23 protein-coding genes are annotated in these 21,458 nt (G+C 73.2%); 10 read left to right on the forward strand and 13 right to left on the reverse strand.

What is annotated here, in order from left to right; translation table 11 throughout:
• Positions 1-2 precede the first annotated feature (2 nt).
• Genes BLASA_RS04000 through BLASA_RS23280 form a run of 3 tightly spaced genes read right to left on the reverse strand, consistent with a single transcriptional unit; the run spans position 3 to position 2,768 of the window.
• A complete protein-coding gene (locus BLASA_RS04000) occupies positions 3-218 on the reverse strand; it encodes an exodeoxyribonuclease VII small subunit (RefSeq protein ID WP_014374730.1) in 216 nt (71 codons plus the stop codon).
• Positions 215-1,474, reverse strand: a complete 1,260-nt coding sequence (gene xseA, locus BLASA_RS04005; RefSeq protein WP_014374731.1) for an exodeoxyribonuclease VII large subunit — start codon at positions 1,472-1,474, stop codon at positions 215-217. Before xseA ends, BLASA_RS04000 begins: the two co-directional genes overlap by 4 nt.
• 55 nt (positions 1,475-1,529) lie before the next feature.
• Positions 1,530-2,768: a hypothetical protein gene (locus BLASA_RS23280; RefSeq protein ID WP_014374732.1), complete on the reverse strand. Its 1,239-nt coding sequence runs from the start codon at positions 2,766-2,768 to the stop codon at positions 1,530-1,532.
• 142 nt (positions 2,769-2,910) lie between these two features.
• Between BLASA_RS23280 and BLASA_RS04015 the strand changes: the two genes are divergently transcribed.
• Positions 2,911-3,882, forward strand: coding sequence for a 4-hydroxy-3-methylbut-2-enyl diphosphate reductase (locus tag BLASA_RS04015; protein ID WP_014374733.1), 972 nt, complete (start codon positions 2,911-2,913; stop codon positions 3,880-3,882).
• Positions 3,883-3,956: 74 nt separating this feature from the next.
• On the opposite strand, the gene BLASA_RS04020 is transcribed toward BLASA_RS04015, so the two are convergent.
• The 4 genes from BLASA_RS04020 to BLASA_RS04035 all read right to left on the reverse strand — a co-directional run bounded on the left by BLASA_RS04020 (position 3,957) and on the right by BLASA_RS04035 (position 8,088).
• The gene (locus tag BLASA_RS04020; RefSeq protein ID WP_014374734.1) at positions 3,957-4,592 is read right to left on the reverse strand and encodes a DUF6542 domain-containing protein; all 636 of its coding nucleotides are present in this window, start codon (positions 4,590-4,592) and stop codon (positions 3,957-3,959) included.
• Positions 4,593-4,792: 200 nt separating this feature from the next.
• Positions 4,793-5,899 (reverse strand): DNA recombination protein RmuC, encoded by a 1,107-nt coding sequence (locus tag BLASA_RS04025; protein ID WP_014374735.1) that lies wholly within the window; start codon positions 5,897-5,899, stop codon positions 4,793-4,795.
• 132 nt (positions 5,900-6,031) lie between these two features.
• Complete coding sequence (locus BLASA_RS04030; protein WP_014374736.1) at positions 6,032-6,583, reverse strand: methylated-DNA--[protein]-cysteine S-methyltransferase; 552 nt, start codon at positions 6,581-6,583, stop codon at positions 6,032-6,034.
• Positions 6,583-8,088 (reverse strand): AlkA N-terminal domain-containing protein, encoded by a 1,506-nt coding sequence (locus tag BLASA_RS04035; RefSeq protein WP_014374737.1) that lies wholly within the window; start codon positions 8,086-8,088, stop codon positions 6,583-6,585. The genes BLASA_RS04030 and BLASA_RS04035 overlap by 1 nt, the downstream gene beginning before the upstream one ends.
• A gap of 163 nt (positions 8,089-8,251) precedes the next feature.
• Here BLASA_RS04035 and BLASA_RS04040 point away from each other — a divergent pair, with 163 nt between their 5' ends.
• From BLASA_RS04040 to BLASA_RS04055, 4 genes are all read left to right on the forward strand, one after another.
• Positions 8,252-9,163 (forward strand): ABC transporter ATP-binding protein, encoded by a 912-nt coding sequence (locus BLASA_RS04040; protein ID WP_051004820.1) that lies wholly within the window; start codon positions 8,252-8,254, stop codon positions 9,161-9,163.
• Positions 9,160-9,993: an ABC transporter permease gene (locus tag BLASA_RS04045; protein ID WP_014374739.1), complete on the forward strand. Its 834-nt coding sequence runs from the start codon at positions 9,160-9,162 to the stop codon at positions 9,991-9,993. The genes BLASA_RS04040 and BLASA_RS04045 overlap by 4 nt, the downstream gene beginning before the upstream one ends.
• Complete coding sequence (locus tag BLASA_RS04050; protein WP_014374740.1) at positions 9,990-11,243, forward strand: sensor histidine kinase; 1,254 nt, start codon at positions 9,990-9,992, stop codon at positions 11,241-11,243. Before BLASA_RS04045 ends, BLASA_RS04050 begins: the two co-directional genes overlap by 4 nt.
• Positions 11,244-11,316: 73 nt before the next feature.
• Positions 11,317-11,961, forward strand: coding sequence for a response regulator (locus BLASA_RS04055; RefSeq protein WP_041775592.1), 645 nt, complete (start codon positions 11,317-11,319; stop codon positions 11,959-11,961).
• A gap of 56 nt (positions 11,962-12,017) precedes the next feature.
• Here BLASA_RS04055 and BLASA_RS04060 read toward each other — a convergent pair whose 3' ends face one another.
• Positions 12,018-12,641, reverse strand: coding sequence for a GDSL-type esterase/lipase family protein (locus tag BLASA_RS04060; RefSeq protein ID WP_014374742.1), 624 nt, complete (start codon positions 12,639-12,641; stop codon positions 12,018-12,020).
• 24 nt (positions 12,642-12,665) lie between these two features.
• Between BLASA_RS04060 and ychF the strand changes: the two genes are divergently transcribed.
• Positions 12,666-13,739 carry a redox-regulated ATPase YchF gene (gene ychF, locus BLASA_RS04065; protein ID WP_014374743.1) on the forward strand — a complete coding sequence of 358 codons (1,074 nt, stop codon included), beginning with the start codon at positions 12,666-12,668 and terminating at the stop codon, positions 13,737-13,739.
• Positions 13,740-13,758: 19 nt separating this feature from the next.
• Here ychF and BLASA_RS04070 read toward each other — a convergent pair whose 3' ends face one another.
• From BLASA_RS04070 to BLASA_RS04080, 3 genes are all read right to left on the reverse strand, one after another.
• A complete protein-coding gene (locus BLASA_RS04070; RefSeq protein ID WP_014374744.1) occupies positions 13,759-14,913 on the reverse strand; it encodes a tyrosine-type recombinase/integrase in 1,155 nt (384 codons plus the stop codon).
• Positions 14,914-15,058: 145 nt separating this feature from the next.
• Positions 15,059-15,484, reverse strand: coding sequence for a type II toxin-antitoxin system VapC family toxin (locus tag BLASA_RS04075; protein ID WP_014374745.1), 426 nt, complete (start codon positions 15,482-15,484; stop codon positions 15,059-15,061).
• The gene (locus BLASA_RS04080) at positions 15,481-15,741 is read right to left on the reverse strand and encodes a hypothetical protein (protein ID WP_014374746.1); all 261 of its coding nucleotides are present in this window, start codon (positions 15,739-15,741) and stop codon (positions 15,481-15,483) included. The genes BLASA_RS04075 and BLASA_RS04080 overlap by 4 nt, the downstream gene beginning before the upstream one ends.
• 309 nt (positions 15,742-16,050) lie before the next feature.
• Here BLASA_RS04080 and BLASA_RS04085 point away from each other — a divergent pair, with 309 nt between their 5' ends.
• Both BLASA_RS04085 and BLASA_RS04090 read left to right on the forward strand, forming a co-directional pair.
• Positions 16,051-16,584 carry a hypothetical protein gene (locus tag BLASA_RS04085; protein WP_014374747.1) on the forward strand — a complete coding sequence of 178 codons (534 nt, stop codon included), beginning with the start codon at positions 16,051-16,053 and terminating at the stop codon, positions 16,582-16,584.
• Between the two features lie 196 nt (positions 16,585-16,780).
• Positions 16,781-18,004: an ATP-binding protein gene (locus tag BLASA_RS04090; protein WP_014374749.1), complete on the forward strand. Its 1,224-nt coding sequence runs from the start codon at positions 16,781-16,783 to the stop codon at positions 18,002-18,004.
• Between the two features lie 225 nt (positions 18,005-18,229).
• On the opposite strand, the gene BLASA_RS04095 is transcribed toward BLASA_RS04090, so the two are convergent.
• Positions 18,230-18,463: a zinc-binding dehydrogenase gene (locus BLASA_RS04095; RefSeq protein WP_014374751.1), complete on the reverse strand. Its 234-nt coding sequence runs from the start codon at positions 18,461-18,463 to the stop codon at positions 18,230-18,232.
• Between the two features lie 19 nt (positions 18,464-18,482).
• Positions 18,483-19,856, reverse strand: a complete 1,374-nt coding sequence (locus BLASA_RS04100) for a DHA2 family efflux MFS transporter permease subunit (protein WP_014374752.1) — start codon at positions 19,854-19,856, stop codon at positions 18,483-18,485.
• Positions 19,857-20,106: 250 nt separating this feature from the next.
• Between BLASA_RS04100 and BLASA_RS04105 the strand changes: the two genes are divergently transcribed.
• The gene (locus BLASA_RS04105; RefSeq protein WP_014374754.1) at positions 20,107-20,577 is read left to right on the forward strand and encodes a winged helix-turn-helix transcriptional regulator; all 471 of its coding nucleotides are present in this window, start codon (positions 20,107-20,109) and stop codon (positions 20,575-20,577) included.
• The gene (locus tag BLASA_RS04110; protein WP_041775594.1) at positions 20,574-21,029 is read left to right on the forward strand and encodes a PaaI family thioesterase; all 456 of its coding nucleotides are present in this window, start codon (positions 20,574-20,576) and stop codon (positions 21,027-21,029) included. The genes BLASA_RS04105 and BLASA_RS04110 overlap by 4 nt, the downstream gene beginning before the upstream one ends.
• Positions 21,030-21,458 lie beyond the last annotated feature (429 nt).

Below are 21,458 nucleotides of genomic sequence, written 5' to 3' on the forward strand. Positions count from 1 at the left end.
GGTCAGCTCTCCGCGGCGTCGTCGGGCGCGGCGGCGGCCAGCCGCTCCCGGGCCCGGTCCAGCCAGTGCTGGCACAGCCGGGCCAGCTCCTCGCCCCGCTCCCACAGGGTCAGCGACTCCTCCAGCGTCAGGCCACCGGCCTCGAGCTGCCGCACCACGTCGGCGAGCTCCTCGCGGGCCTGCTCGTAGGTGGTGGTCGGCTCCTCGGTCGTGCTCATGGGGAATCCTCCTCGTGGGGGCTGGGAGCCGCGGTGTCGGGATCGTCGGCGCGGTCCACCCGGACGGCCAGCCGGCCGCCGGCGACGCGGATGCGCAGCTGCTCTCCGTCGGCCACCTCGGCGGGGTCGCGCACCAGTGAGCCGTCGTGCCGCTGGACGACGGCGTAGCCGCGCTCCAGCGTCGCCGCCGGCGACAGGGCCGCCACCCGTGCCCGGGCGTGCTCCAGGTCGCGTTCGGCGCCCTCGACGCGGTGGACGAGCGTCCGGCGGGCGCGGGTGCGCAACCCGAGGACGTCGTCGGCCCGGCCGTGCAGGAGCCGCTCGGGCGAGGCCAGCGACGGGCGGGTGCGGACCGACTCCAGCCAGCGTTCCTGCTGGTCCAGGCGTGCGGCGACCAGGTGCCGGGCCCGGGCGCGCAGGCCGGCGACCAGCTGCCGCTGCTCACCGATCTCCGGCACGATCCGGTGCGCCGCGTCGGTCGGGGTGGCGGCCCGGACGTCGGCGACATGGTCGACCAGCGTGGTGTCGGTCTCGTGGCCCACCGCGGTCACCACCGGGGTGCGGCAGGAGGCGATCGCACGGACCAGGCCCTCGTCGGAGAACGGCAGCAGGTCCTCGACGGAGCCACCGCCCCGCGCGACGACGATGACCTCGACCGCCGGGTCGGCATCCAGCCGGCGCAGCCCATCGATGACGTTCGTCGCCGCCTGCGGGCCCTGGACCGCGCAGTTGTGCATGCTGAAGCGGACCGCCGGCCAGCGGCGACGCGCGGTGACCAGCACGTCCCGCTCGGCGGCGCTGTCCCGGCCGGTGATCAGCCCGACGACGGCGGGGGCGAACGGGAGCGGCCGCTTGCGTGCGGCCTCGAACAGGCCCTCGGCGGCCAGTAGCCGGCGGATCCGCTCGATGCGGGCGAGCAGCTCGCCCAGGCCGACGGCGCGGATCTCGGTGGCCCGCAGCGAGAAGGAACCGCGGGCGACGTAGTAGTCGGGCCGGGCTCGGACGATCACCCGCGCGCCCTCGGTCAGCTCCAGCCCCGGCCGCTCGGCGACGTCGCGGTGGCAGGTGACGGGCACCGACAGGTCGGCCGCAGGGTCCCGCAACGTGAGGAAGACGGTGGCCGCGCCGCCCCGCCGGGACAACTGCGCCACCTGGCCCTCGACCCACACCTCACCCAGCCGGCCGATCCAGTCGGCCACCTTGCGGGCCACCGTGCGCACCGGCCAGGGGGCTTCCGGGGTGGACGGGGCGGTCACGTCCCGAGGGTGCCAGACGGCACCGACACCCCGGGCGCCCCGTCCCGGTCCTCTTTCAGGTGCCGCGCGGCGCCAGCGGGCTGGACTCGACCGCCTGCTCCTCGAGCTTCTCCAACCGGTTGCGTAGCATCCGCCGGTACGGCTCCCGTGCCCGGGTGGCCTCCTCGTAGGCGAGCAGGTCGGCCACGGTCTCCAGCTGGTAGCCACGCAGTCGTCCGCGGAGCTGGGCGATGGAGAAGCTGTCGTAGCCGTCGACGGGCGCGGCGCCGGCCGCCTGCGCACCAGACACCTCGCTGCCCCCCTGCGGATCGTCGGTCGGGGCGTCGGAGGTCTCCCCGACGGCGCCCACCGACGCACCCTCGGCGATGGCCGCGTCGGTGTCAGCGGTGTCGGTACCGCTGCGATCGGCGCCGGAGCCGGTGGTGGCCTCCTGGTCGGCGGCGTCCTGCTCGGCAGCCGGGTTGGTCGTCGCCACCGTCTCGTCGGTGCCCGCGTCGTCCTGCGGCGCCTCGACCGCGGCGATCCCCTCGTCGGTGACCGCGGCGTCGACGGTCTCGACCTCGCCGTCCGGGGTCAGCACGTCGACGTTCGTGGCACCGTCGGCCTCGACGTCGTCGGCCGACGGCGCGGGCCCGTTCTCGAGGAGCGCCTGCTCCAGGGCGTCGGCGTCCTCGGTCGCCACGGCGTCGTCGACACCCGGACCCAGTGGGTCGGTGTCGGGGACCTCGGGGACTGCCTCGTCGATGGCCAGCTCGTCGAGCACCTCGTCGGTGCTGGGCGCCTCGGTGGGCAGGTCCGTCAGGCTCTGCTGGGTCTGGGCCGCGCCGTCGGCGAGGTCCTCCACACCCCCGGCGAGGTCCTCCACACCCCCGGCGAGGTCCTCCACACCCCCGGCGAGGTCCTCCACCAGCTCCTGGCTCAGGTCGTCGACCGCGGCCACGACCGCGTCGGCCGCTGGGTCGTCGGGGAGTTCGGCCACCTCGTCGTCGGTGATTGTGCCGGAGGGGGCGCGGTCGAAGGCGGACTCCCGGAAGCCGGTGGCGGGCGCGGCCTCGTCGTCGTCGAAGGTGGCCATGCCCGGCTCGGCGTCGCCGCGCAGGCCGACGAGCAGCTCGTCGCCGCGGGCGATCAGCCCGGCGTAGGTCTGCTGCACCTTCATCGCGTGCTGCATCGCCATGCCGATGACGCGCACCGGCAGGCCGGGCAGGGTCTCGGGCAGCTTGCGCACCTCGTCGAGCGCGGTGGCCGCCAGACCGGCGGCGGCGCGGACAACCTCGGGGATCTCACGGGCCATGGGGACAGCGTGCCCCAGAACACCCGACCCGACACACCCACCAGGGAGGATGCGCTCTCCGGAGGGATGGGGCTCGTCACATCCGTGTCCTGTGCCACCCGCGCGAACCCGCCCGCCGCCGGGACCCACCTACCATGGGGGCATGGCTGATCAACGCGGACGGGTCCTGCTGGCCGATCCCCGGGGGTACTGCGCCGGCGTCGACCGGGCGGTGGTGGCCGTCGAGCGGACCCTGGAGATTCACGGCGCGCCCGTCTACGTCCGCAAGCAGATCGTCCACAACAAGCACGTCGTGGCCACCCTCGAGCGGCGTGGCGCGATCTTCGTCGAGGAGACCGACGAGGTGCCCGAGGGCTCGGTCGTCGTCTTCAGCGCGCACGGGGTGTCCCCGGCGGTCCACCAGGAGGCGACCGCGCGGCAGCTGCGCACCATCGACGCCACCTGCCCGCTGGTCACCAAGGTGCACCAGGAGGCCAAGCGGTTCGCCCGCGACGACTTCGACATCCTGCTCATCGGTCACCGCGGGCACGAGGAGGTCGAGGGCACCGCGGGCGAGGCCCCGGCCCACGTCCAGCTGGTAGACGGCGCCCAGGACGTGGCGAACGTGCAGGTCCGCGACCCCGAGAAGGTCGTCTGGCTGTCGCAGACCACGCTGTCGGTCGACGAGACGCTGGCGACGGTCGACCAGCTGAAGAACCGCTTCCCCGGCCTGCAGTCGCCGCCGAGCGACGACATCTGCTACGCCACCCAGAACCGGCAGCAGGCGGTGAAGCAGATGGCGGCCGAGTGCGACCTGGTGCTCGTGGTCGGCTCCACGAACTCGTCCAACTCGGTCCGGCTGGTCGAGGTGGCCCTCGAGGCCGGCGCGCGTGCGTCCTACCTCGTCGACTACGCCGCCGAGATCGACCCGGCCTGGCTGGACGGTGTCTCGACGGTGGGCGTCACCAGCGGTGCCTCGGTGCCCGAGATCCTGGTCAGCGAGGTGCTCGACTGGCTGGCCGAGCGCGGCTACGCCGACGTCGGGACGGTGAAGGCGGCCGAGGAGCGGCTGGTCTTCGCGCTGCCGCACGAGCTGCGGGCCAAGCGCCGCGACGCCGGTCCCGCGGCCGACTGACCCACCCGTTCCACGAGAAAGCCCCGGTCCCGCGTCCGCGGGGCCGGGGCTTCGTCGTGCTCAGGGGGCGACGCCTAGCGTCGGCCGGCCAGCCGCACCAGGCCGAGCACCACGGCGATGGCGGTCGCGACGGCCATGGTCGGGAAGCCGCGCACCAGCAGGGTGGCCATGGTGGGCAGGTTGACCGTCGCCGACGGGGCCAGGCTGATGTTCGCCATGGCGACCAGCACGAAGACCAGCGGCGGCGCCACGATCACGGTGAGCAGGTCGCGACGCCGGACGAGCCAGGTGGCGATCGCGGTGCCGGCGGCCAGGGTGACGAGGGTGATCGTGCCCAGCCCCGTGCCGACGAACGAGTCGACGGCGCAACCGGCCAACGTCAGCAGGAAGACGCCGAGGACGGCGACCGCGCCACGCAGCCTGCTCTCCCGGGCGCCGCTGGCCGAGGTCCGTTCCCGGCCGCGCGCCTCCGCCGGCCGGGCGCCGGCGGGACGGCGGGGCACGGGGTACGGCTGGTCGAACCGGTCCTGGGGGAACTCGCGCTCCGCGGCCCGGAATCCTTCCGCGGCAGGGCCGCGGGCCGGTGCCCCTTGCCGGGCGGGACGACCCGGTCGCTCGGCGCCGGCGGTCGGGCGCGGTGCGCGCGCGGGGTAGGGCCGCTCGGGGCGCCCTCCGCTGTGCCATGCGCCCGCCGTGCTCGCCGTGGCCATGGCGCACCTCCGTCCCGTTTCGCAGGGCGACCCGGCTGGCCGACCTTCCGGGCAACGGTAGCGACCGGAGCTGCCCCGAGGCGGGAGGACGACGCCGCGTCGCCGCCTTCCTGTGGTGGTTCAGCGACACAGCGTGATGCCTGTGACACGGGGGGCACACGTGTCGCCCGGCAGAGCCGGTCGGCCGGGGTCGACCGGGGTCAGCCGGACGTGCCGTCGCGTTCGCGTTCGGTCACCACGTCCAGCCGACCGGTGGTGTCGGGGCCCGGGAGGTCGGGCAGCTCCGTCGGGCGGAGCGTGCGCACCGTCGCCTCGACGGGGGCCGGTTCCGGCACCGCCGACTCGGCGATCCCCAGGTCGTCGAACCGCCGGGCGGCGGTGAGCACCGACCGTTCGTAGGAGCCGATCGTCTCGTTGTAGCGGGTGAGGGTCGTCGACAGGGCCGAGCCCAGCCGGGTCAGGTGCCCGGAGAGAGTGCTCAGCCGGGCGTGCAGCCGCCGGCCCACCTCCAGGACCTGGTCGGCGTCGCGGGCCAGGCGTTCCTGCCGCCACGAGTAGGCGACGGTGCGCAGCAGGGCGAGCAGGGTGCTGGGGGTGGCCAGCACGACGTCGCGGGCGAAGCCGTGCTCGAGCAGGCCGGGCTCGGCCTCCAGTGCCGTGGTGAGGAATCCGTCGGACGGGACGAAGAGGACGGTGAACGGCGCAGCCGGCCGGAAGGCCGTGGGATAGCGGCGGGCGGCGAGCGCGTCGATGTGGGCGCGCAGCTGGCGGGCGTGCGCCGCGATCCGCTCCGCACGCACCGCGCGGTCGTCTGCCTGGACGGCCTCGATGTAGCCGGTGAACGGCACCTTCGCATCAACGATCACCTGCCGGCCGTCGGCCAGGGTGACCACCAGGTCGGGGCGGACGCCGGCGCCCTCGTCGTTCGTGCCCGACGGCTGCTCGACGAAGTCGCAGTGCTCGATCAGCCCGGCCACCTCCACCACCCGGCGCAGCTGCACCTCACCCCAGCGGCCGCGGACGTGCGGGGTGCGCAGTGCGGTGACCAGGGCCGCCGTCTCGTGCTTGAGCTGGGCCGACGCCTGGCCGACCGTGCCCATCTGCTCCCGCAGCTCGCCGTGGGCGGTCGCGCGGGCCCGCTCCATGCCGGCGAGCAGCCGGTGCAGGTGGTCCAGCGACTCGTGCACCGGTTCGAGGCCGACGTCCTCCGGCCGGCGGCGCGCCAGCAGCGTGACCACGCCGAGGGTGACGGCGGTGGCCAGCAGCGCACCGAGGAGGAGCCCGAGGAGCAGGGAAGCGGCGTCCATGACCCGGAGAGTGCCCGAGGGGGCCGACAGTTCCGGTCAGCCCCGCGGTGCGGCATAGGAGGCCATGCCTACGGATCCCAGCCGCCAGACGTAAGCAGAGCCTCCTATGCCCCCTCCTATGCCTTCGTGCGGTCAGGCGGGAACGGCGGCGTGCTCCGCTTCGTGGTCCAGCAGCCAGCGCTTGACCGGAGTTCCCCAGCGGAAACCGCCCAGCCCACCGTCGGAGCCGAGCACGCGGTGGCACGGCACGAACAGGGCCGCGGCATTGCGCGCGCAGGCGTTCGCCGCGGCCCGCACCGCGGCCGGCCGGCCGCAGCGGGCGGCGAAGGCGGCGTAGGTGTCGGGCCGGCCGGCGGGGACCGTGCGCAGCACCTGCCACGCCTCCTCGAGGAACGGGCCGGATCGCTGGGCCACGGGCACGTCGTCGATGGCCGTGACGTCGCCGGTGACGAACGCCTCCACCGCCGAGAGCACGGGCAGTCGCGGGTCCTCGTCCGCTCCGCCGGGTCGCAGCGCGCGGTGGATCACCGGCCACAGGTCGTCGAGCTCCGCGGTCCACCCGCTGGCGAGGACGACGTCGCGGCCGTTGCCGTCCGCGCCGACGACCACGGTGAACGGACCCGGAGGAGTCGGCACGGTGGCGTAGCGGACGCGCGGGGCGGTGGGGTCGAGCAGGGCGGTCATCAGGCGCTCCTGGGGAGGTCGGGTGCACGGGTGAGGGGTGTGGCCGGGCGGGTGAAGAGGGACGGGACGGCGAGCGCCCACAGGTGGAGGACGGCGTAGGACCGCCACGGCCGCCAGCGGGTGGCGGCGTCGGTGTCGCTGCTGCCGAGCGCTGCCAGCGACCTGCGCAGCGCGAGGTCGCCGGGCAGCCAGACGTCGGGGTCGGCCAGGCCACGCAGGCCGACGAGCGCGGCCGTCCACGGGCCGATCCCGGGGACGGCGCGCAGTGCCCGCTCGGCCTCGGCGCGCTCGGCACCCGGCCCGAGGGCGACGGCGCCGTCGGCAAGGGCGGTGGCCAGCGCGTGCACCGTCCGGTGGCGCGCGCCGGGAAGGCCCACCGCCGACAGGTCGGCGTCCGCGAGCGCCTCCGGCCGGGGGAAGGCGTGCGTGAGCGTGCCGACCGGCTCCGCGAGGGGCGTGCCGGCCGCGGTCAGCACGCGGGCGGTGAGCGTGCGGGCGCCGGCGACCGACACCTGCTGGCCGAGCACGGCGCGCGCGGCCAGCTCGTCGGCGTCCGGGGAGGCGGGCACCCGCCGCCCGGGGGCGGCGGCGACCAGCGGGGCCAGCGCCGGATCCGCGCCCAGGACGTCGTCGACGGCGGCGGGGTCGGCGTCCAGGTCGAGCATCCGGCGGCAGCGGCTGACCGCGGCCGCCAGGTCGCGGAGTTCGCCGAGCCGCAGGCGGACGGTCACCCCCGCGCCGCCGTCGGCTGCCGGGGACAGCCGGACGACCGCGGGGCCGTGCGGCAGGTCGAGCACGCGGGAGAACGTCGTCCCGTCCCACTCCTCGAGGCCGGGGACCGCGTGCGCGCCGAGGAAGAACAGCACCTCGTCTGCGGAGTAGGGAGCCCGGGCGGCCAGCCGCAGCGTCAGCCAGCCGGGCGGGCCCCCGTGCGCGCCGCGGCGGCCGCGGCGCAGCTCGGTCGGCGTGGTGGCGAACACCTCCCGGACGGTGTCGTTGAACTGCCGGACGCTGGCGAACCCGGCCGCGAACGCGACGTCGGCCATCGGCAGGTCGGTCGTCTCGACGAGCAGCCGGGCGGTCTGCGCCCGCTGGGCGCGGGCCAGTGCCAGCGGGCCGACGCCCAGCTCCGCGACGACCAGCCGGTGCAGCTGCCGCTCCGAGTAGCCGAGGCGGGCGGCCAGTCCGGGGACGCCGGAGCGCTCGACCTCGCCGTCGGCGATCAGCCGCATGGCGCGGGCGACGACGTCGGCGCGCACGTCCCACTCCGGTGACCCCGGGGCGGCGTCCGGCCGGCACCGCCGGCAGGCCCGGAAGCCGGCGCCCTGGGCGGCGGCCGCGGTGGAGAAGAAGGAGACGTTGCGGGCCAGCGGGGTGCGGGCCGGGCACGACGGACGGCAGTAGATGCCGGTGGTGTGCACGGCGGTGAAGAACCAGCCGTCGAAGCGCGCGTCCCGGCCGGCGACGGCGCGGTAGCAGTGCTCCTGGTCGAGGGGCTCGTTCACGTCCCCGAGCATGCCAGTGCCCCCGGCTCCTTTCTGGCGGATTTCGGACGCCGCCGTGGGCCGCGGCACCCGGCCGGTGGAGCCGATCCGTCCACCGGTCGGTGGACGGCGGACCAGCGCTTCGGCGGTCCCGGGCCGGTGCGGTGGCGGACAGGCTCGGTGCATGACGACGACAGAGGTGGCGCCGCTCCCCGTCGGGGCCGGCGACCGGGATCCGGCCGTGATGGTGCGCGGCCTGTGCAAGGCGTACGGAGGGCGCCCCGTGCTGCACGGGGTGGACCTGGAGGTGCGCCGCGGGGAGTGCTTCGCGCTGCTGGGCCCCAACGGGGCCGGCAAGACGACGACGATCGAGATCCTCGAGGGGGTGCGGCGCCGGGACGGCGGCCAGGTCCGGGTGCTGGGCGAGGACCCGGCGACGGCCGGCCGGGGCTGGCGGGACCGGATCGGGGTGGTCAGCCAGGGGGAGGGCGCCGGACAGGCGCTGACGGTGCGGGAGACGCTGGACCACTTCGCCGGCTACCGCGGCAGGTCCCGGCCCACCGACGAGCTGCTGGACACCGTCGGCCTGGCCGGGCAGGCGGCCACCCGCGTGGGCGCGCTCAGCGGCGGGCAGCGGCGCCGGCTGGCGGTGGCCCTGGGCGTGCAGGGCGCCCCGGAGCTGCTCTTCATCGACGAGCCGACGACCGGGATGGACCCCGTGGCCCGGCGCGGGTTCTGGCAGCTGGTCCGCGACCTGCGGGCCGCCGGCACCACCGTGCTGCTGACCACCCACTACCTGGACGAGGCGGCCGAGCTGGCCGACCGGGTCGGCGTCGTCGCCGGCGGCCGGCTCTTGGAGGTCGCGCCCCCGGCCGAGCTCGGCGCGCGGCTGCGCCGCCGGGCCACCGTGCGCTGGCGGGAGGACGGCGGGTGGCGCGAGCTGCGCACCGAGGCCCCGGCCGCCGTGCTGCGCGACCTGCTGGCCACCGCACCGCACGAGGTGCCCGGCCTCTCCGTCACCCGCCCCGGCCTGGAGGACGTCTACCTCCAGCTGGTCGGCGCGGTCCCCACCGACTCCGAAGGAGACCCCCGGTGACCGCCGCCGTCCTGTCCACCACCGTCCGTCCCGCTCCGCCGTCGGCCGCCCGCATCGCGCTCGCCAGGGTGCGGCTGGAACTGCGGCTGTTCTTCCGGGAGCGCCAGCAGGTGGTGTTCTCGTTCGCCTACCCGGTCGTGATGATGGTGATCTTCGCGTCGGTGCTGGGCGCCGACGAGCGGCCCGGCGGCATCCCGTTCCCGCACTACTTCCTGGCCGGGATCGCGGCCACCGGGATCATGCTGACCAGCTTCCAGGCGGTCGGCACCGCGGTCGCGGCCGAGCGGGAGACGGGTCAGCTGGAGCGGCTGCAGCTGTTCGGCACCCCGCCGGTGGCCTACTTCGCGGGCAAGGCCGGCCAGGTGCTGGTCACCACGACGGCGCAGCTGGCCCTGCTGCTGCCGGTGGCCCGCTACGGGTACGACGTGCCGATGCCGGTCGACCTCGGGCACTGGGTCACGTTCCTGTGGGTGGCGGCGCTCGGTGCGCTCGCCGGCACGGTGCTGGGCATCGCGGTCTCCGCGCTGCCGGGCAGCGCCACCTCGGCGGCCACCGCCATCACCGCCTTCGCGATCGTGCTGCAGTTCCTCTCCGGCGTCTTCTTCGGCTTCCTGGAGCTGCCCGGGTGGATGCAGCAGGTGGCCGCTCTCTTCCCGCTGAAGTGGCTGACCCAGGGCATGCGGTCGGCGTTCCTGCCCGAGGGGGCCGGTGCGTTCGAGATCGCGGGGGGATGGGAGCACGGCCGGACGGCGCTGATCCTGGTCGCATGGGTGATCATCGGCGCCATGGTCTGCGTGCGCACGTTCCGCTGGCGCCAGGGCGAGCGATGAGCTCGGTGCTGCTGGGTCCCGCCGTCGTCCCCGGTGCGCCCGGGGACGACGGCGGGGCGCCGCTGTCCCCGGCGGGCCGGCGGATCACCGCCCTGGTCCTGCACATCGCGTTCGGCCTGCTGGTGGCGCTGGCGCTGGCGCTGGCGGTGGCCCTGGCCGGGGACGTCGACGGCGACCGCGCCGTCCTGGTCGGAGCGCTGGGCGGGTGGGCGCTGGCGTACGTGCTCCTGGGCGGCCCGGCGATCGGGGGGCGGGAGTCGTGGCGGGCGACGGGCTTCCTCGTCGTCCACGTGGCCGTGTTCGGGGTGCTCGCCTGGGAGCAGCCCTCCCTGCTCTTCTTGATGTTCCTCGGCTACCCGCTGGTCTGGTTCCTCGTGGAATCGGTCCGGGACGGCGTCCTGTGGACCCTTGCGCTGGCCTTCGCCGCGACCCTCGGCCCGTCGATCGCCTGGACCCGGGGCGACGAGCCGCTCTGGGGGCCGGGGCAGACGCTGGTCGGCATGGTGCTCAGCCTCGCCATGGGGCTGTGGGTGCACCGGGTGCTGGAGCAGAGCGCGCAGCGGGCGCAGCTGATCCGCGACTTGGAGTCCACCCGCGCCGAGCTCGCCGCCGCGCACCGCGAACAGGGCGTCGTCGCGGAGCGGGAGCGGCTGGCCCGCGAGGTGCACGACACGCTCGCGCAGGGCTACACGAGCATCGTGGTGCTGGCGCAGACGGCGGCGGCCGCGCTGCCGGGCTCACCGCCGGTCGCCGCGGAGCGGCTGGCGCTGATCGAGGACGTCGCCCGCGAGAACCTGGCGGAGGCGCGGGCGATGGTCGCCGCGTTCGCGCCCGTCGCGCTGGACTCCGCCACCCTGGTCGAGGCCCTCGGACGGCTGGCGGAACGGTTCGGCCGGGAGACCGGCATCGCCACCCGGCTGGACACCGACGCGCTCACCGGTGCCGATCCCGGCCTGTCGCGCGCGGAGGAGATCGTGCTGCTGCGCGGGGCGCAGGAGGCGCTGGCCAACGTGCGCCGGCACGCGTCGGCCGGGGCGGTGGTGCTGCGGGTCGGCCGGGTGGGGGAGGGGGAGTCCGCTCAGGTGTCGGTGCACGTGGAGGACGACGGGGTCGGGTTCGACCCGGCGGCCGCGCCGGGTGTGGGGCTGGCGGGGCTGCGGGACCGCGCCGAGGAGGTCGGCGGGGCCGTCGACGTCGCCTCGGCGCCGGGGGAGGGGACGCGGGTGACGGTGCGGGTGCCGGCGCGATGACCGCGAGAACGACGGTCGAGCGAGCATCGCGGCGAGGAACGAGCGAGGAGTGGAACGAGACCGGAGTCGAGGCATGAGCACTGTCCGAGTGCTGGTGGTGGACGACCACCCGGTGGTGCGTGGCGGGCTGGTCGGCTGGCTGGCGGCCCAGCCCGATCTGGAGGTGGTGGGCGAGGCCGGCGACGGGCTGGAGGCACTGGCGCTCGTGGCCGAGCACGCGCCGGACGTCGTGCTGATGGACCTGCGCATGCCGCGGATGGACGGCGTCGCGGCGACCGAGCGGATCGGCGTGGCCCACCCCTCGGTCCGGGTGCTCGTGCTGACCACCTACGACACCGACGCCGACATCGTGCGGGCCGTCGAGGCCGGGGCCACCGGTTACCTGCTCAAGGACACCCCGCTGCCGCAACTCGCCGATGCCGTGCGCGCTGCCGCCCGCGGTGAGACGGTACTGGCGCCACCCGTGGCGGCCCGGCTGGTGTCGCGGATGCGTGCCCCGGCGGTCGATGCGCCGACGGCCCGCGAGCTGCAGGTCCTGTCCGGGGTGGCGCGCGGGCTCACCAACGCCGAGATCGGCCGGGAGCTCTTCATCGGGGAGGCGACGGTCAAGACCCACCTGCTGCGCGTCTTCGCCAAACTGGGTGTCGACGACCGGACGCGGGCGGTGATGGTGGCGGTGGAGCGGGGGCTCCTGCCGGGGCCTGGTGCAGGGCGATGAACGGGTAGCCGGACCTGCGCGCCGTCCGGCGAGTACGGCTGGTGCGGGGTGTCCTGCTAGGCGATTCGGGCGTCTTCTGCCACGGCGCCCAGCCACTCCAGGAAGACGGGACCGATCACGCGGCTCAGCCGCTCGTAGCCACGCGCGGATGGGTGGGCGCCGTCGCGGGCGGCGACCTCGCGCAGCCACTCGTCGTCCTGCAGGCCGGTGCCGATCTCCACGTAGGGCACATGCACTGCGGCGCACTGCGTGCCGATGGCCTCGGACAGGTCGAGGATGCGCCGGTTCTGCTGGTCGTCCCGGACGAGGGTGGGCCCGACGACCAGCAGCGGCCACCCCTGCTCGCCGGCCTGGTCGGCGACGAGCCGCACCGCGCGCAAGGTCCCGGACTGCGGCACCCGCCGCTGCCCGCCGTCGACGGTGGTGTCGTTGACCCCGACGGCGAGGACCACGCCTCGGCCGTCGCCCTGGTGCAGCCGCGGTCGGGCCTCGGCCAGCCAGCGGGCCTGCACGTCCTGGGAGGTCTCCCGCCGGACACCGAGGTTGTAGCCGGTGAGGTCGGTGCCGGCGCGGCGCGCGGCGGCCACCACGCGTCCGACCCAGCCCAGTGCGGCGTCGTCTCCGACCCCGGCGGTCAGCGAGTCACCGAAGAAGCAGACGCGGAGATCGGGGGACGGCACGGTCGCAAACTAGGCTGGACTCCCGTGAGCCTCACCATCGGGATCGTCGGCCTGCCCAACGTCGGCAAGTCGACCCTCTTCAACGCCCTGACCAAGAACGACGTCCTCGCGGCGAACTACCCGTTCGCGACGATCGAGCCGAACGTCGGCGTGGTGGGGGTGCCCGACCCGCGGCTGGCGAAGCTCGCCGAGATCTTCGGCAGCCAGAAGATCATCCCGGCCACCGTGTCCTTCGTGGACATCGCCGGCATCGTCCGTGGCGCCAGCGAGGGGCAGGGGCTGGGCAACAAGTTCCTGGCCAACATCCGCGAGAGCGACGCGATCTGCCAGGTGATCCGGGTCTTCGCCGACCCCGACGTCGTGCACGTCGACGGCAAGGTCAGCCCGGCCGACGACATCGAGACCATCAACACCGAGCTCCTCCTGGCCGACCTGCAGACGCTGGAGAAGGCGATCCCGCGGCTGGAGAAGGAGATGCGCAAGGACAAGGAGCGCGCCCAGCTGCACAAGGCCGCCGTCGAGGCGCAGCAGGTGCTCAACGAGGGCAAGACCCTGTTCGCCGCCGGCCTCGATCCCGCACCCCTGCGCGAGCTCGGGCTCATGACCACCAAGCCGTTCCTCTACGTCTTCAACGTCGACGCCGACGAGCTGGCCAACAGCGCGATGCTCGACGAGCTGCGCGGGCTGGTTGCGCCGGCCGAGGCCATCTTCCTCGACGCGCAGACCGAGTCGGAGCTGATCGAGCTGCCCGAGGAGGAGGCCGCCGAGCTGCTGGCCTCCATCGGCCAGGACGAGCCCGGACTGGACCAGCTGGCGTCGGTGGGCTTCCGCACCCTCGGGCTGCAGACCTACCTGACCGCCGGGCCGAAGGAGGCCCGCGCCTGGACCATCCCGGTCGGCGCCACGGCACCGCAGGCCGCCGGCGTCATCCACTCCGACTTCCAGCGGGGCTTCATCAAGGCCGAGATCGTCTCCTTCGACCAGCTGGTCGAGGCCGGCTCGATGAACGAGGCCAAGGCCAAGGGCTGGGTCCGCATGGAGGGCAAGGAGTACGTCATGGCCGACGGCGACGTCGTGGAGTTCCGCTTCAACGTGTAGATCGGCATAAAACCGCAGGTCAGCGAGTTAATGACTCCTCCCAATCCACACTCAGTCCACAAGAATCTGCGAGCAAGGCCTGCGCGGCGGTCCGGGTGCGGTCCTCCGCACTCGGCCACAGGTGGCTGTACGTGTTCAGCGTTGTGGTGGCGGAGGCGTGCCCGAGGGCCCGCTGCACGGTGACGACGTCGCAGCCGGCCGCGATCAGGCCCGAGGCGTAGAAGTGCCGGAGGTCGTGCAGTCGAAGCCCCGCGATGCCGGCGGCCGAGGTGGTGGTGCGCCAGCGGTAGCCGACAGTGTTCTGGTGCGGGGGCTGTCCCGCTTCTCCGGTGAAGAGCCATCCACCACCCGGGCAGAACGCGGCGACATGCGCCGCCAGGAGGTCGACAAGCCCCGGGGCGAGGAAGACGACCCGCTCACTGCCGTACTTGGGCGGCCGCAACTCGACCCGACCCCGACCTCCTCGCTGTACCTGGCGGGTGACGGTGAGCGTGCGCCGCAGGAAGTCGATGTCCTCGACCTGGACGGCGGCGGCCTCGCCGAGTCGGAGACCGGCGAAGGCGCAGAGCGCGACGAAGGGGCGGAAGGCGTCGTCGGCGGCCTGGAGGACGGCGCCGACCTGGGCCGCCGTGGGCAGGGTCATCGCGGCTGCCGCCCGGCGGCGCCGGGGGAGCGTGACGCCGACACTCGGATCACTCGCCATCAGCTTGTCGGCGACGGCGCCGCGGAGGACGGCGCGCACGTTGTTCATGCGCGTGTGCACGGTGCCGGGGGCAAGACCCCGGTTGACCATTCCCTTCACCCAGCCCTCGACGTGCGAGCGGCGCAGCGATCTCAACGGGACGTCGGCGAACGGCACCGAACCGGCCGCGAGGTTCATCGCGAGGACCGTCCCCGGTGCCCACACCTGCCGGCTGGACCAGTCCGCGTAGAACTCAGCGAACGTGGTGCGGCCGGCGCCCGGGTCGACGTACGTTCCGCGCGCGATGTGCGCTGTCTGGTCATCCAGCCAGCGCTGGGCGTCGCGTTTGAGCGCGAAGGCCTTCATGATCTGACGGCCCGACGGGTCCCGGAACTGCGGGCGGTAGCGCAACCCCTTGCCGTCCAACTCCGTGGGCACCAGGCGGCCGGTGGCCGGATCCCTGCGACGCCATCGATCCTGGATGCTCGCCATGGCTCCGCCCTTCAAATACCGATGGACCTCACCGGAAACCGACGCGGCCGAACGTAGTCCGAGGGCCTGACACTGCGCCGTGCCCTGGCCGCGACGGCGTCCGCGAGCTCGACCGTGCACATGTGCCGGCCCAGCGGACATCCGGTCAGGTTGACGTGACCTCGGGAAGCAGCGTGAACGCCACGACGTGGGCGGGGCGGACGACCGTGAAATGGCGCCGGTCGAAGGTGGCGATCCGATCGATGCGCAGGCGCTCGGCGATGGCGACGAGCGAGGCATCGGTCCCGCCGAGACGGAGGTCCGCGTACCGCTCAACCAAGTCGGCCATGCGTGCGACGTCGGCAGCGGTCAACTCTGTCAGCTGCAGCCCGCCGGGCCGGATGTCGCGGAGAAACCGGACCTCGGCACCGGGTCCGCCCCACTCGTTGAGGAGGTAACAGACCTCTGCCAGCACGGTGGGCGGAACCAGCAGCGGCTCGTCGAAGGTCTCGAGCAATCGCGCCGCGGCATCGTGGTTGGTGTCAGCGGTCCGGGCAGCCGCGACGAGGACGTTCGTGTCGACGAGGATCACTCGCGGCCGAAGCCTCGCTGCAGGTACTCGTCGGTGCGGGTGGACAGGTCCGAAGGACCACCGTGGACCGAGCCGATGAAGTCGAGCTTCGCCCGGGGAGGCCGGGGAGCATCTTCGCCGCTTGACGGCTCGGGCTCCTCATCCGCGCGCACCACATGCAGGCGCTGGCCGGGCCGCACGCCGTGACGGCGCAGCTCGGCGAGCAGCTCGGCTGCATCCTCGGGGACCGTCAGGTCCCAGCCGTCGGCCGAACTCATGATCACAGGGTATCGGGGTTCTCGGACCACGAGCCAAAATCGCTGGAGCCGCTCCCTCCGCGTGAGTATGCCGGCTGGCGTGGGTCGCCGGAAGGGCGCTGCGCGGCCCTCCGGGCTGGGCCTTCGGCCCACCCTTCCCCCGACTCACCCCAGCCGGCCTGGAAGCGGTTATCGGGAACTGGCTGGGAAGTGACCACCCGTCGCACCCCGGCAGTTCCGCTTGGGGATCGTCGAACGGCGCATCCCCTGCCCCAGCTCGGTAGACAGGGCCGGACGACGGGCGCAGCTGGCGGTTTGCCGTGATCGCGCATGCGCGTCCGCCCGCTCCTGCTGCCGATGGAACTCCGTGCCAACTACGGTCCGCGCATGATGCTCCCGAGGCTCCTGCTGCGGGTGAGTGACCCCGCGCAGGTCTACTTCGACCGGCACTCAATGGGCCAGCGTTGGGGCGGGCCCGTCCATCGACAGGCGGCCGTCTTCGGTCCCGGTGTTCCGAGCGGAAGCCGACCCGCAACAGGCGAGGAACGCGCCGCCTTGACCGAGCGGCGCGTTCGCCACCGGGCCGACCACGAGGCAGCGCTGGCTGAGGTGAAGAGGCGCTGGAAGCCGCAACTGCTGAAGGCCGCGGAGCAACTGCTCGACGAGGGCACCACACGAATCGTGCTCGACGACCGAGCGGTGGACGCGCGCATCATCAAGTTCTGGCGCGGCGACCGCGTGCTGCACACCGCCACGAACGGTCCCGACGGTGGTGAGTCACTCTCACGCATCAGCCGCGACCCACGGCGCGGCGGGGCCGATGTCCTCGTGGAGTACCTGGCCAGAGCCGCGACCAAGCGGTAAAGGCTCCTGTTCAAATCTCCGCTCCTGGTCGCCTCCGACGCCCCGTTCGAGGATCGTCGCGCGGGACGTCAGGGACGTTGTTGCTATGGGGCCGAGGGATCGTCGTCGCCGCCCCCTGCAGCGGGGAACGCGTTATGAATTTTAGTCGGGTTTATCCAGACTCGATAAAGCATCATAAGAAGGGTAACGTCTGCTCGTGGACCCGATTCGGAACCCCTACACGCCAAACGCCGGTGCGCAGCCGCCCGCTGTGCTTGGCCGCGACGTACAGCTCATGACCTTCGAGCTACTGCTGCGTCGGATGAGTGCGGGGCGCACTGAGCAGTCCATGATCATCACGGGCCTTCGCGGCGTCGGCAAAACCGTGCTACTTGGCCGGTTCCGAAGCAAAGCGCAGGAACTCAACTGGGTGGTGGTCGAGCGCGAGGCGTCCAAGCACGACGACGAGCAGTTCCGGCGGCAGATGGTGAGCGCGATCCGCACCTCGCTGTTCGAGATGTCGCCCAAGGCCCGCTGGGGTGACCGTATGCAGCGCGCTGCGGCCGTGCTGAAGTCTTTCAGCGTCTCAGTCGACCCGACTGGAGCGTTGACCGGCGGGATCGACGTCGACGCCGCGCAAGGCTTTGCCGACCAGCAGGAGCTTCAAGCTGACCTCACCGACCTTCTCGTAGCGGTGGGGGAGGCTGCGCAGGACACGAACAGGGGTCTCGTGCTTCTCTTCGACGAGGTGCAGTTCCTGTCCACCACGCAGTTGGAGGCGCTGATCTCAGCGCTCCACAAGACCGTGCAGCGAGGACTCCCGGTCACGATGGTGGGTGCCGGCCTGCCGCAGATCGCAGAACTCGCCGGGGACGCGAAGTCCTACTCAGAGCGGCTGTTCAAGTTCCCCCGGATCGGGAACCTTGAAGACAAGGACGCGCGCGCGGCCCTGGCTGAGCCTGCCCAAGCCGAGGACGCCGATTTCAGCGACGAGGCGCTTGACCTGGCGATCGAGGTCACCGGCGGCTACCCGTACTTTCTACAAGAGCTAGGTTACGCCGTGTGGGGTGTCGCCGACGGCCCCACGATCACTCGGGAGGATATCGCCTTGGCCCTGCCCACCTACGAGGCGAAGCTGGACGAGTCGTTCTTCCGTGTGCGGCTGGACCGGGCAACCGAGATGGAGCGCATCTATCTACGCGCGATGGCCGAGCTCGGTCCCGAGGCGCAGAAGGCTCAGGACGTGGCGGCCGCGATCGGGCGTAAGTCGACGCAGATGGGTCCAACACGCGCACAGCTGATCAACATGGGGCTGCTCTACACGCCCGAGCACGGTTACGCCGCGTTCACCGTGCCGCACTTCGACAAGTTCATGCTGCGGGCCATGCCGGAGCTCATGATGCCCCCGGAGCGGCCGAAGCGGTCTCGGAAGACGGACTGACCACGCCCGGGATGTTCGGCCGATGTGAAGAACAGCGCGGACAAGCCGCAATCCGTGCTGTTCCCCCGGGAACCCGCTACGGCGACAGCAAATCGCTTGGATGAGTCGTCGACCGGCGTCCCGCATGGGATCCTCGAGCGAGACACCGCGCGCATTGCGGCATGAGCGGGCGCGATGGGTGGGCCAGAAGAACCACGAAGACATCGCTTGTCACGCTGCCGACGGCTATTGCCGTGGCGACCATGAGGCGACGAGGACGACCTTGCCGGCCTTCGCCCGGCCCTCCTGAACGTAGGACAGCGCCTCGCCGGTGGCGTCCCGCTCGAAGACGCGGTCGAGGACGGGCCGCAGGACGCCGGCGTCGACCAGCGTCGCGAGCTCGGTGAGTGGTGAGCGAGCCGGGGGACCCGGTGCAGGCGGCAGACCGGCGCCGCGGGGGTGCGGCCGGTCGGTCCTCATTGCGAGCGCGAGCGGTGGGCTACTGCGGTGCGGGCCCGGGCGCTGCTGCTTGCTGCGTGGTGCGCGGTGTCATGCCGATGGCGGCGGCGGCGGCGAGCCCGCCTGCCAAGGCGAGGGCCCACCGGACGTTGTCGAACGCGTTGTTGACGGCGGCGTAGCCGACGGGTGTCCCGAGCAGCGCGACGAGAATGCTGACGCCCAGGACGCTGCCGACCTGGCGGCTCATGTTGACCACGGCGCTGCCTGTCGCGGCGCGGGCGGGAGGCAGGTCGACGGTCGCAGACGCCAGGATCGTCGGCAGCGCCAGGCCGACGCCGGCGCCGGTGATGAGCAGGCACGGCAGCATTTGGGTCGCGTACGCCGGGTCGGCGCCGAGCAGGAGCACGCTCAGCATCAGCCCAGTGCCGAGCAGCAGGCTGCCAGCGGCGGCGATGACGCCGATGGGCACCCGGTGCGCCACGCTCTGCGCCACCGCGGCGAACACCGGGACCATCAGCGGGCCGGCTGCCACCCCGAGGCCGGTGCGTAGGGCGGAGTACTCCCAGACCTGCTCCATCCACAAGATGTTGACGAGCAGGTTGCCGGCGAACGCGATGCCGAACAGCAGCGAGGTCGCGTTGGACCAGGCGAAGGCGCGGACGGCAAGCAGCGCGGGTTCCACGACAGGTGCGGTGTGGCGCACCGACCGGCGCCAGAAGGCCGCCAGCGTCAGGACCGAGACGCCGAGCGCGAGAAGGGTGTCCGGGCTGGCCCAGCCCCACTCGGGGGCCTGGACGAGTCCGAGGGCGAGGGCGCCGACCGATACCGCGAGCAGGGCGGCGCCGAGCAGGTCGGGCAGCGGCCCGGGCTGAGGGTCCTTGGACTCGGGCACCACGCGGGCGGCGAAGACCAGAGCCAGCAGGCCGATCGGGATGTTGACGAGGAACACCCAGCGCCAGGAGGCGCCAACCAGCAGCCCGCCGACGACGGGACCGGCCGCGGCGGCCAGCGCGCCGGTGGCGGCCCAGATGCGCACAGCGCGGGCCCGGCGCTCGGGCGGCATCGCGTGCAGGAGCAGGCCCAGGCTGGCGGGAGTGAGCAGAGCGGCGCCGGCGGCCTGCAGGGTGCGGAAGGCCACGAGCTGCCAGAGCTCACCGGCTGCCGCGCAGCCGACGCTGGCCAGGGTGAAGACGGCGAGCCCGAGCAGGAAGCCGGCCTTGCGGCCGAACCGGTCGGCCAGCCGCCCCAGCGGCACGAGCAGCGCGGCGTAGACGACGGCGTAGGCGCTCAGCACCCAGCTCACGCTGGATAACGAGGCGCCGCCGAAGTCCGAGGCGATCGAGCCGAACGCCACGTTGACGATGAACAGGTCCAGGCTTGCCATAAACGCGGCGAGCGACAGCACCCCGAGCACGGCAGCAGGCGAGGCGGGTGGCCGCGGCGCGCGGGAGCGAGTCGGCGCTGTGCCCGCGCCCGCCGTCACGACCGGCCCCGGCTCTGCCCGGGACGGGGACTGCTGGACGGCGGGTGACCGGGCTGGTGTGGCGTCATCGGCTGCACAGGGGCCTCTCAGTGAGCGACTGCGCTGCCTGGCGAGCAGTCAGTGGGGAAACCGGACTGAGGCGAAAGTAGCGGCTGTCAGTTTGATGTGCAAACCTTGATGCATGCCGATCACCCCACTGCAGGACCTGCCGGGCAGAGCGTGCTCCATCGCCGGCGCCCTCGAGGTCGTCGGGGACCGGTGGGCGCTGCTGGTGGTGCGTGAGGTGTCGATGGGCAGCCACCGCTTCACCGACATCGCGCACGGAACCGGCGCGCCGCGGGACCGGCTCACGGCCCGGCTCAACGACCTGGTCGAGGTAGGCGTGCTCGAACGGCGCCCGTACAGCACCGCGCCGCCGCGCTCCAGCTATCACCTGACCAAGAGCGGCCGGGACCTCATACCGGTGCTGCAAGCCCTGCTGCAGTGGGGTGACCGCTGGGTCGCCGAGGAGCCGACCGTGCGCTTGCACCACGCGCCGGGCGACCACCCCGACCATCCCGTGGATCTGGCGTGGACCTGTCGTACCTGCGGTGAGCCGGTGAACGGCTCTCCGGTGCGACGCGTGTTGACCAGCCAGGACGCCGCCGAGTGACCCGGCCAAATCTGGCCGCCATGACCGGCCTCGAACAGCTCCGCTGGATCAAGTCCGAGAGCCCGCCCGACACCCCCTCCATCGGGCGGCTGCTCGGCATGCGCTTCGACGAGGTCGACCACGGCCACGTCGTCATGTCCGTCAAGACCCGCCCCGACTTCTCCAACCCGCTCGGCACCGTCCACGGCGGGATCGCCGCCACCTTGCTCGACTCCGTCGTAGGCTGCGCCGTGCATACCACCCTGCCCGCCGGTGTCGGCTACACGACCCTCGAACTAAAGGTCAACTACGTCCGAGCGGTCCAGACCAACGGCGAGACCCTCACCGCGACCGGCAGCGTCATCCACGTCGGCCGGCGCACCGCAACGGCAGAGGGCAAGGTCGTCGACGGACACGGCAAGCTCATCGCCCACGCCACCACCACCTGCCTGATTCTGCAGGCCGCCGGTTGAGCGAGGCCCATCTCCTAGAGGCGCTCAGTGCAGCCAGCGCGGACGAGCCGGGTCCCGTCGGGTTATCGTGCCGCGCGCTAGACCTCATACGGGGCTGGAGGGAGCGCCGACGGTCGACCAACTCGTCCGCATCCCGCGGGGCGCGTCGTGACCGCGCCGTTGACGGTGACGTGCGGGTGCTGCGCCAGGGCGTGCCCCGGTCGAATGCCGCCGAGCTCGGGAGCACACCCGGCGTGTTCGTCTGCTGCAGGTGCGCCGCATGGGCGCTGCTTCGGACGTTCCGCCGATAGCTTTTCTGGCAGCGCCGCCGCGAGCCGTTCGGCACAGTGCCGCAAGCAGAAATCCCGCGCCGCAGGCTTTCGAAGGACAGTGCGGAGCCACCTCCTCCCGCGGCCCGAAGCCGTCAGCAGCGGGGCGTCGAGGCGCGCG

It is taken from the genome of Blastococcus saxobsidens DD2, assembly GCF_000284015.1.
Taxonomy (GTDB): domain Bacteria; phylum Actinomycetota; class Actinomycetes; order Mycobacteriales; family Geodermatophilaceae; genus Blastococcus; species Blastococcus saxobsidens_A.

What these genes read in the sequence shown, in the direction of transcription:
- BLASA_RS04015 (WP_014374733.1), top strand. Translation starts at nt 2,911, where the DNA reads ATGGCTGATCAACGCGGACGGGTCCTGCTGGCCGATCCCCGGGGGTAC.
- BLASA_RS04050 (WP_014374740.1), top strand. Translation starts at nt 9,990, where the DNA reads ATGAGCTCGGTGCTGCTGGGTCCCGCCGTCGTCCCCGGTGCGCCCGGG.
- BLASA_RS04105 (WP_014374754.1), top strand. Translation starts at nt 20,107, where the DNA reads ATGCCGATCACCCCACTGCAGGACCTGCCGGGCAGAGCGTGCTCCATC.
- BLASA_RS04080 (WP_014374746.1), bottom strand. Translation starts at nt 15,741, where the DNA reads ATGAGTTCGGCCGACGGCTGGGACCTGACGGTCCCCGAGGATGCAGCC.
- BLASA_RS04040 (WP_051004820.1), top strand. Translation starts at nt 8,252, where the DNA reads ATGACGACGACAGAGGTGGCGCCGCTCCCCGTCGGGGCCGGCGACCGG.
- BLASA_RS04095 (WP_014374751.1), bottom strand. Translation starts at nt 18,463, where the DNA reads ATGAGGACCGACCGGCCGCACCCCCGCGGCGCCGGTCTGCCGCCTGCA.
- BLASA_RS04020 (WP_014374734.1), bottom strand. Translation starts at nt 4,592, where the DNA reads ATGGCCACGGCGAGCACGGCGGGCGCATGGCACAGCGGAGGGCGCCCC.
- BLASA_RS04070 (WP_014374744.1), bottom strand. Translation starts at nt 14,913, where the DNA reads ATGGCGAGCATCCAGGATCGATGGCGTCGCAGGGATCCGGCCACCGGC.
- BLASA_RS04055 (WP_041775592.1), top strand. Translation starts at nt 11,317, where the DNA reads ATGAGCACTGTCCGAGTGCTGGTGGTGGACGACCACCCGGTGGTGCGT.
- BLASA_RS04085 (WP_014374747.1), top strand. Translation starts at nt 16,051, where the DNA reads ATGCGCGTCCGCCCGCTCCTGCTGCCGATGGAACTCCGTGCCAACTAC.
- BLASA_RS04030 (WP_014374736.1), bottom strand. Translation starts at nt 6,583, where the DNA reads ATGACCGCCCTGCTCGACCCCACCGCCCCGCGCGTCCGCTACGCCACC.
- BLASA_RS23280 (WP_014374732.1), bottom strand. Translation starts at nt 2,768, where the DNA reads ATGGCCCGTGAGATCCCCGAGGTTGTCCGCGCCGCCGCCGGTCTGGCG.
- BLASA_RS04000 (WP_014374730.1), bottom strand. Translation starts at nt 218, where the DNA reads ATGAGCACGACCGAGGAGCCGACCACCACCTACGAGCAGGCCCGCGAG.
- BLASA_RS04025 (WP_014374735.1), bottom strand. Translation starts at nt 5,899, where the DNA reads ATGGACGCCGCTTCCCTGCTCCTCGGGCTCCTCCTCGGTGCGCTGCTG.